The sequence below is a fragment of the Staphylococcus devriesei genome, from assembly GCF_002902625.1.
Lineage (GTDB): Bacteria > Bacillota > Bacilli > Staphylococcales > Staphylococcaceae > Staphylococcus > Staphylococcus devriesei.
Genome location: NZ_PPRG01000053.1, coordinates 24,628 through 30,712, shown reverse-complemented (window position 1 = coordinate 30,712; position 6,085 = coordinate 24,628). Strand labels below are relative to the sequence as shown.

Sequence of the window (6,085 nt, the reverse complement as noted above, 5' to 3'; positions counted from 1 at the left end):
ATATTAAGCCAAAATATTTTATTTATTTTCATAGGTCTCTCCTCATTTTAAGTAAAAATCTTTAATTTAATAATATCACTTATTTTCTAAAGGTAAAATGAGTTATTCAATTAGTTAACATTTTAACTTTAACTATAAATATACGAAAAAACTGCCAGCTTAGATGATATCTAAGCCGACAGTATGACATATTTCGATAAATATTAGTTTCTCTCGAAGATTTGTAAATAGTAAAATTCAACAATTAGTATAAAAAATTCGATTTTAAAATAAATATACAAACCTATAATGTTCACAAAAATGACACATTTAATAAAAAATACGTAATACTAGTAAATAAATTAGTGCTTATTTAAAAGTTAAGTGGTTTAATTATTTTAAATAGTAAAACTTTTTACGTTATATATTTTAATAACAAACAATTAATTGCTCTAAAAGTAGATTGATTTTATTGAATAAGCATAAACATTTATTTATAAATACGAGTAATCCTATATGTTTTTATAATATGCAATTTGAAAGTCCTATAAAAAGAAACAAAGGAGGATAAATTATGACATTTTATGATTTTGTTATAGGTTTTATAAATGACGATACGCCTCTTGGAAGCTTAGCGCACTATATCGCTAATGACTGTCAATTTCCGAAGCACGAGCAAAATAATAAAGCGATAAGAGCATACGTTATGTCTAATTATGCCGATCATCAACTTATTGAAAGTGCTAATAGAGCAATGAGTTTATATAAATTAATTTAAGAATAACTAATACCAATTTTGGGTATTTAGTGCCTCCCAAACATCTTTTGTTCTAAAATTAATTTCATTATTTTTTATCGAAAAAGGTTGAATAATTTCTCTGTCCATCCATGAATTAATAAGTTCATTAGGAACGCCATCGAGGACCATGTCAGTTTTACTTACTATTAAACATTCCCAATCTAATGAGAGTTTATTAGGATTGACATAATTATATTCATTATAATCACTCATAATTAACACTCCTTTAGTGATTCCAAATCCTATAATCTTTATACCCATCACATCTAGTATAAAACCACTCCTTTGAGATTTTCTTTTTTCTACTTTTTGAAAATTAAACTATTAATGTATAATGTTATATGAAATAAAAAATTCGAAACTAAGAATTTTAATAGTAAGTAAAATGAGAAAGTTTTTTAAGAATAGTAGCTTTTTCATTAAAAAATGAGGTGCAATCAATGTCTAAAATACTTTATTTAATGAGACATGGACAAACAATGTTTAATCTAAGAGGTAAAGTTCAAGGAGCTAGTGACTCGCCACTAACTGATTTAGGCATTTCTCAAGCGAAAAAAGCAGGACAATACTTTAAAGGTAACAATGTTATCTTTGATGACTTATATTCCTCTAGCTCTGAACGTGCTTGTGATACGTTAGAGAATGTAATGCCTGGGATGTCATATCAACGGCTAAAAGGGCTTAAAGAATGGAGTTTTGGATTATTCGAAGGGGACAGCAAGCAATTACTTGATGCTTTATGGGAAAGTAAGGATATATTTGGGGAACGCTTAGTTCCTTTTGGCGGAGAAACTCATCAAGATGTTGAAACACGTTTAAACAGTACGTTAATTGACATTATGGAGAAATCAAGTGGCACTACGATTTTAGCTGTCTCACATGGAACAGCGATTCACGCTTTTTTAGGAAGATGGATAGGGGTTAGTATGGCAAATAATTATTTTATCGGAAATTGCCATATTCTAAAATTCGAATACAGTCATCATCAATTTAAACTAATTGAAAAAGTAGATCCCATTGCCGAATAATAGATAAAGATGTAACTAATACTATGCTCCTTTCAAAGTTGACGTGAACAACCGAGCACCTCAACTTTGAAAGGAGCATATTTATTAAATAAATAAACAATATAATAAAATGCTAATTTTCTAACAATTAAAATGTAATATATACAACTTATGTGGGTAATATTAAAAGGTGTTTATAAAAAGGGAAAATAGTTTTAGCATTATTTACCGATAATTAGACTATATCATGTTGTAACCAATGCACATCAAAATATTCGTCTCCAATTTTAGTTGATTTAGTTTCTAATCCCATTGTTTCAAATCCTAAAGAAGAGAAGAATATCTTACCACTAATATTATTAGAAGTTACACTAGTCATTAGTTTTTCTACACCACGAGATTTAGCGAATTTAATCACTTCGCATATTAAATCACGAACTGAATCTTCATCTTTTTTATCTTTTAAAAATAAATTTTCAATCATTGCTTTATGTTGACTTCCTACATGTTTTAGTTGACGAAGTGTCACACAAGCTACAAGTTCATCATCTTCAAAAGTTCCAAAGATATTCCAATAGTCAGTTTCTGGAGATAAAATATAGTTAAGACAGTCGTGTGTCACGTGTTCTAAATATAGTTTATCCCAAGAATAAGTATGAGAGTTGCTTGATAATAGTGAAGTATAGTCATCTAAATCATTCGTATTTAATATTCTTATTTCTACCATTTTATCCTCCTCATAAAACACATAACTTTAACCTAAATGATTAATACTCGAAAATTAAATTTGACAAAAGAAATTTGATAGAGTAAAAAACAATTCATCTAAAATGGTTTACATTTCTATAAGTATAAATGTTTTATAAAGTTTTTAATTACTGTATTTATAGAATAACTTAAAATTGAAAAATATACAAAAAAAGGGACAGAAAAATTCCAAGAATTTTTCCGTCCCATCAGATATATTAAGTTGCAAGTAACAACTATTTTAGTCTACTACTTGTACGTTTAAGTCTACATCGATATTGCCACGAGTTGCTTTTGAATATGGGCAAAATTCGTGTGCTTCTTGTAAATATTTTTCAGCGTCTTCTTGAGATAAGACGTTTTTAACTTTTGCATCGATTGCTACGCCTAACTTAGGACTTTCTGCATCTGGATCGTCCTCTAAACGTACTGTTAATGTTACTTCAGGTTCAGCATCGCGAACTTTGTTTTGTTTTAAAATAAGGTCGAATGCACCATTAAAACATGAAGCATAACCTGCTGCGAATAATTGTTCAGGGTTTGTCGCATTGCCGTCCGCTTGTTGTGGTGGTAATACATCTACATTGATTGCTTTATCGTCAGTGTGTACATGTCCTTTACGTCCACCAACGTTTGTCGCTTTTGTTTTATATTGAACTGCCATTATTATTACCTCCTATAAATCTAATACAATTATTGTTTACCCAACTTACTATTTTTAAACCACATTTAAATTTATTTTTTGAAAAGTATTCCTCACATCGATTGGCTAGAGTAGTGCAATAGTTTAAAATAAAAACAAATTGTACTAAGAAAGTAGGGGAATTCATGACAACTGTTGACGTAGCTGCAACGATAGCGCCAGAGAGTTTGCTAGAAGAAACAACTATAGATGAAATGAAAAAATATGAATCAGATATCGATATTATTGAATTACGTATAGATCAATGGGCAAATCATCATCTTCAGTTGTTAAAACAAAATCTTTCTATCCTAAAACAAGTAGATTCTGGCTTTAAAGTATTAGTGACATACCGTACAAAGTCTCAAGGTGGTAAAGGGAAGATGTCATCTGAAGATTATCTTGAACTCTTAAAAAATATCTCCACGTTAGATGACTTTCATATGCTTGATATAGAGTGGGATAGTGATATACCACCTCAAATACTTCGTGATATTGTTCGTTTAGCACAACAAAATTTCAAGCAAGTTATAGTATCGTATCATAATTTTTCAGAAACGCCTGGTATCGATGAATTAAGGTTTACTTATTACAAAATGCACCAATTGGGTCCTAACTTTATTAAAATTGCGGTTATGCCTAATTCCCGTGAAGATGTGGCTGTTCTATTAGAAGCGATGGCTTCAAGTGTAGATGCAGTGAGTTGTCGCATAATAGGTATTTCAATGTCTGAGTTAGGTTTAGTTAGCCGAATAGCACAAGGTGTATTTGGAGGTACTATTTCATATGGATGTTTAGGCGAGCCGCAAGCACCAGGTCAAATTCACGTAAAAGCGTTAAAAGAACAGTTGGCATTTTATGAAAATACATAGGAACTATTTGAATTTAGTAGTGTGAGGCTTTATAATTGATAATAGTTATCAATATGAAGGAGCGATAATTGTGGAACTACAAGAAGCAATTTCTTCAAGAAGAAGTATTAAGAAATTTAAACATGATATGACGATAGATAATAATGACTTATTTGAGGCTATTGAAAAAGCTACTGATGCTCCTAACCATGGAATGAGAGAGCCATGGAGATTTATTCACGTACCTAAAGAAAAATTAGGAGAAATGAGTAGAGATGTAACGTATTTTGCATTTCCAAATAGCCCCGAAAAACAAGAAGATCATTATAACAATGTGACTAAATTAGGCGGTATGCTGGTATTAGTAGTAAAAACTGATCCAAGACAACGTCAAAATAGAGAAAACTTCTTTGCGATGGGCGCTTATGCTCAAAATTTAATGTTGTTATTACATGAAAAAGGCATTGGAACATGTTGGAAGACACCACCTTACATCTTTGACCCTAAAGTACGTAAAGTATTTGGTATTAAGGGCGACGAAGCTATCGCTGGATTACTCTACTTAACTGATTTAGAATATGTGCCAACAAAAGCACCTCGCAAAAATAAAAATTTAGTTTCTGAATATTAGATATTAAAAAAGCTAGGACCCTGGTACATAAGGTTCCTAGCTTTTTATATATTATTAGATTTGTGGTTGTACTCTATTTATTAAATGTTTCGTCTAAGAAAGATTCAACTTGTTCTGGAGATTTCGCATTTGCTGAATGTAAATGTGCACGTTTGTTACCATTTTCAAAGACTAATAAACTTGGGATACCCATTACATCGTTATCTGCCACAACATCTTCTAATTCATCACGGTTAACTGTATACCATTCATAGTCGTTATATTTTTCTATAATTGGGTCAATCCACATATCCATCGCTTTACAGTCAGGACACCAACCTGCCTCGAATTTTACGATAACAGGTTTATCACTTTGAATTGTAGAGTTAAATTGTTCATTTGTATTGATACTTTTCATATATAACGCTCCTTTTTTATAAATACTAAGGGTATTATAACTAAATTATTACATTATTTGAAAAATTAAGCTTAAAAGGTAGAGCGTTTCCATAAATTATCTGATATATTTAGGATAAGTCTAATTAGGAGGTTACATCTGCATGGTTAAATTTTATCAATATTCAAATTGCACGACTTGTAAGAAGGCTGCAAAATTTTTAGATGACCATGGCGTAAGTTATGAACCAATCGACATTGTTCAACACACGCCCACTAAAAAAGAGTTTGAAGAAATTATCGATAAAACAGGTGTTGAAATAAACAAATTATTTAATACACACGGAGCGAAATATAGAGAATTAAATTTAAAAGATAAATTGAAAGATTTATCTAAAGATGAAAAGTTAGATTTATTAGCTTCTGATGGTATGTTGGTGAAACGCCCATTAGCCATCTCAGGAGAAAAAATCACTTTAGGTTTCAAAGAAGAACAATATAAAGAAACATGGTTATAGGTTAAATTTACAAATTTTAATTTTATAAATTATTCGAATTTTTATATTAATAGTTGAATGAAACTTAACGGTATGGCATCATTAAATTGTAATTATTTTTTAGGAGGGGATTTTCGTGGCAGTACCGAGCGAATTTAAATATTCAAAAGAACATGAATGGGTAAAAGTTGAAGGCAACACAGCAACAATCGGTATCACTGAATACGCACAAGGCGAATTAGGCGATATCGTATTCGTTGAATTACCAGACGTTGATGATGAAATTAATGAAGGGGATACTTTTGGTAGTGTAGAATCAGTTAAAACTGTATCTGAATTATACGCGCCAGTATCTGGTAAAGTTGTTGAAATTAACGATGAATTAGAAGATAGCCCTGAGTTCGTTAACGAATCACCATACGAAAAAGCATGGATGGTTAAAGTTGAACTTAGCGATGAAAGTCAATTAGACGAATTATTATCTGCTGATCAATATAAAGAAATGATTGGTGAATAA

Annotated in this window: 10 protein-coding genes; 6 read left to right on the top strand and 4 right to left on the bottom strand. The window is 30.7% G+C overall.

The features are described 5' to 3' along the window. Positions 1-553 precede the first annotated feature (553 nt). Entirely contained in the window at positions 554-757 is a 204-nt protein-coding gene (locus tag CD147_RS08910; protein WP_103167044.1) for a sterile alpha motif-like domain-containing protein, read from the top strand. Positions 758-763: 6 nt separating this feature from the next. Here the strand turns inward: CD147_RS08910 and CD147_RS08905 are convergent, their stop codons facing one another. Continuing rightward, on the bottom strand, positions 764-991 hold the full coding sequence (locus CD147_RS08905) for a hypothetical protein (protein ID WP_103167043.1): 228 nt from the start codon (positions 989-991) through the stop codon (positions 764-766). A 227-nt stretch (positions 992-1,218) separates the two neighbouring features. Between CD147_RS08905 and CD147_RS08900 the strand changes: the two genes are divergently transcribed. Next, positions 1,219-1,806 (top strand): histidine phosphatase family protein, encoded by a 588-nt coding sequence (locus CD147_RS08900; RefSeq protein ID WP_103167042.1) that lies wholly within the window; start codon positions 1,219-1,221, stop codon positions 1,804-1,806. 214 nt (positions 1,807-2,020) lie between these two features. Here CD147_RS08900 and CD147_RS08895 read toward each other — a convergent pair whose 3' ends face one another. Together CD147_RS08895 and CD147_RS08890 are read right to left on the bottom strand one after the other, a co-directional pair. After that, a complete protein-coding gene (locus CD147_RS08895; RefSeq protein ID WP_103167041.1) occupies positions 2,021-2,512 on the bottom strand; it encodes a GNAT family N-acetyltransferase in 492 nt (163 codons plus the stop codon). A gap of 261 nt (positions 2,513-2,773) precedes the next feature. Continuing rightward, positions 2,774-3,196 (bottom strand): organic hydroperoxide resistance protein, encoded by a 423-nt coding sequence (locus CD147_RS08890; protein ID WP_103167040.1) that lies wholly within the window; start codon positions 3,194-3,196, stop codon positions 2,774-2,776. A gap of 164 nt (positions 3,197-3,360) precedes the next feature. Here CD147_RS08890 and aroD point away from each other — a divergent pair, with 164 nt between their 5' ends. Next, positions 3,361-4,086 carry a type I 3-dehydroquinate dehydratase gene (gene aroD, locus CD147_RS08885; protein ID WP_103167039.1) on the top strand — a complete coding sequence of 242 codons (726 nt, stop codon included), beginning with the start codon at positions 3,361-3,363 and terminating at the stop codon, positions 4,084-4,086. 70 nt (positions 4,087-4,156) lie between these two features. Next, positions 4,157-4,696, top strand: a complete 540-nt coding sequence (locus CD147_RS08880; protein WP_103167038.1) for a nitroreductase family protein — start codon at positions 4,157-4,159, stop codon at positions 4,694-4,696. A gap of 73 nt (positions 4,697-4,769) precedes the next feature. Here CD147_RS08880 and CD147_RS08875 read toward each other — a convergent pair whose 3' ends face one another. Continuing rightward, a complete protein-coding gene (locus CD147_RS08875) occupies positions 4,770-5,093 on the bottom strand; it encodes a thioredoxin family protein (RefSeq protein WP_103167037.1) in 324 nt (107 codons plus the stop codon). Positions 5,094-5,235: 142 nt separating this feature from the next. Here CD147_RS08875 and CD147_RS08870 point away from each other — a divergent pair, with 142 nt between their 5' ends. Beyond that, positions 5,236-5,589 carry an arsenate reductase family protein gene (locus CD147_RS08870; protein ID WP_103167036.1) on the top strand — a complete coding sequence of 118 codons (354 nt, stop codon included), beginning with the start codon at positions 5,236-5,238 and terminating at the stop codon, positions 5,587-5,589. Positions 5,590-5,704: 115 nt separating this feature from the next. Next, positions 5,705-6,085: a glycine cleavage system protein GcvH gene (gcvH, locus tag CD147_RS08865; RefSeq protein WP_103167035.1), complete on the top strand. Its 381-nt coding sequence runs from the start codon at positions 5,705-5,707 to the stop codon at positions 6,083-6,085.

What these genes read in the sequence shown, in the direction of transcription:
- aroD (WP_103167039.1), top strand. Translation starts at nt 3,361, where the DNA reads ATGACAACTGTTGACGTAGCTGCAACGATAGCGCCAGAGAGTTTGCTA.
- CD147_RS08875 (WP_103167037.1), bottom strand. Translation starts at nt 5,093, where the DNA reads ATGAAAAGTATCAATACAAATGAACAATTTAACTCTACAATTCAAAGT.
- CD147_RS08870 (WP_103167036.1), top strand. Translation starts at nt 5,236, where the DNA reads ATGGTTAAATTTTATCAATATTCAAATTGCACGACTTGTAAGAAGGCT.
- CD147_RS08905 (WP_103167043.1), bottom strand. Translation starts at nt 991, where the DNA reads ATGAGTGATTATAATGAATATAATTATGTCAATCCTAATAAACTCTCA.
- CD147_RS08890 (WP_103167040.1), bottom strand. Translation starts at nt 3,196, where the DNA reads ATGGCAGTTCAATATAAAACAAAAGCGACAAACGTTGGTGGACGTAAA.
- CD147_RS08910 (WP_103167044.1), top strand. Translation starts at nt 554, where the DNA reads ATGACATTTTATGATTTTGTTATAGGTTTTATAAATGACGATACGCCT.
- CD147_RS08895 (WP_103167041.1), bottom strand. Translation starts at nt 2,512, where the DNA reads ATGGTAGAAATAAGAATATTAAATACGAATGATTTAGATGACTATACT.
- CD147_RS08900 (WP_103167042.1), top strand. Translation starts at nt 1,219, where the DNA reads ATGTCTAAAATACTTTATTTAATGAGACATGGACAAACAATGTTTAAT.